The 550-nt window shown below is 65.8% G+C and carries 1 protein-coding gene; it reads left to right on the forward strand.

The window, feature by feature from the left end:
* On the forward strand, positions 1-468 hold a 468-nt coding region (locus NKJ01_RS36325; protein ID WP_352735410.1), incomplete at its 5' end, for an IS66 family transposase.
* Positions 469-550: the final 82 nt, after the last annotated feature.

The raw sequence follows: 550 nt of genomic DNA on the forward strand, positions 1-550 counted from the left end.
AACGGCCGCAGCGCTGACGAGCGATATGCCGTGCGGCAGGAGAAGAGCAAACCACTTCTCGACGACATGCACGCCTGGTTGCTCCGCGAGCGCGACACTCTCTCGCGCTCTTCCGAGGTCCTGAAGCCAATCAACTACATGCTCAGGCGCTGGGCCGACTTCGCCCGCTTCATCGACGACGGCAGAATCTGCCTCAGCAACAACGCGGCCGAAAGAGCGCTGCGCGGCATTGCTCTGGGAAGGCGCAACTGGACCTTCGCCGGTTCCCAGCGCGGCGCCGAACGCGCCGCCGTCATGCTTACCCTCATCACCACGGCACGCCTCAACGACGTCGACCCGAAAGCCTGGCTCGCCGACGTCCCGGCCCGCATTGCCGATCTTCCCGCCTCGCGTCTGCACGAACTACTGCCCTGGGAATGGAAGCGCCTGCGCCAAGCCGACAAGCCCGCCGATCAGCAGGCCGCCTGACCTTCACGCATCGCCATCATAAAGCCCGCCGCGCGCACGCGCCTGTGCCAATCATGCGGCCTTCGTCGTATGCGTACGGCGC

Source organism: Mesorhizobium sp. M0276 (genome assembly GCF_040321755.1).
Taxonomy (GTDB): Bacteria; Pseudomonadota; Alphaproteobacteria; order Rhizobiales; family Rhizobiaceae; genus Mesorhizobium.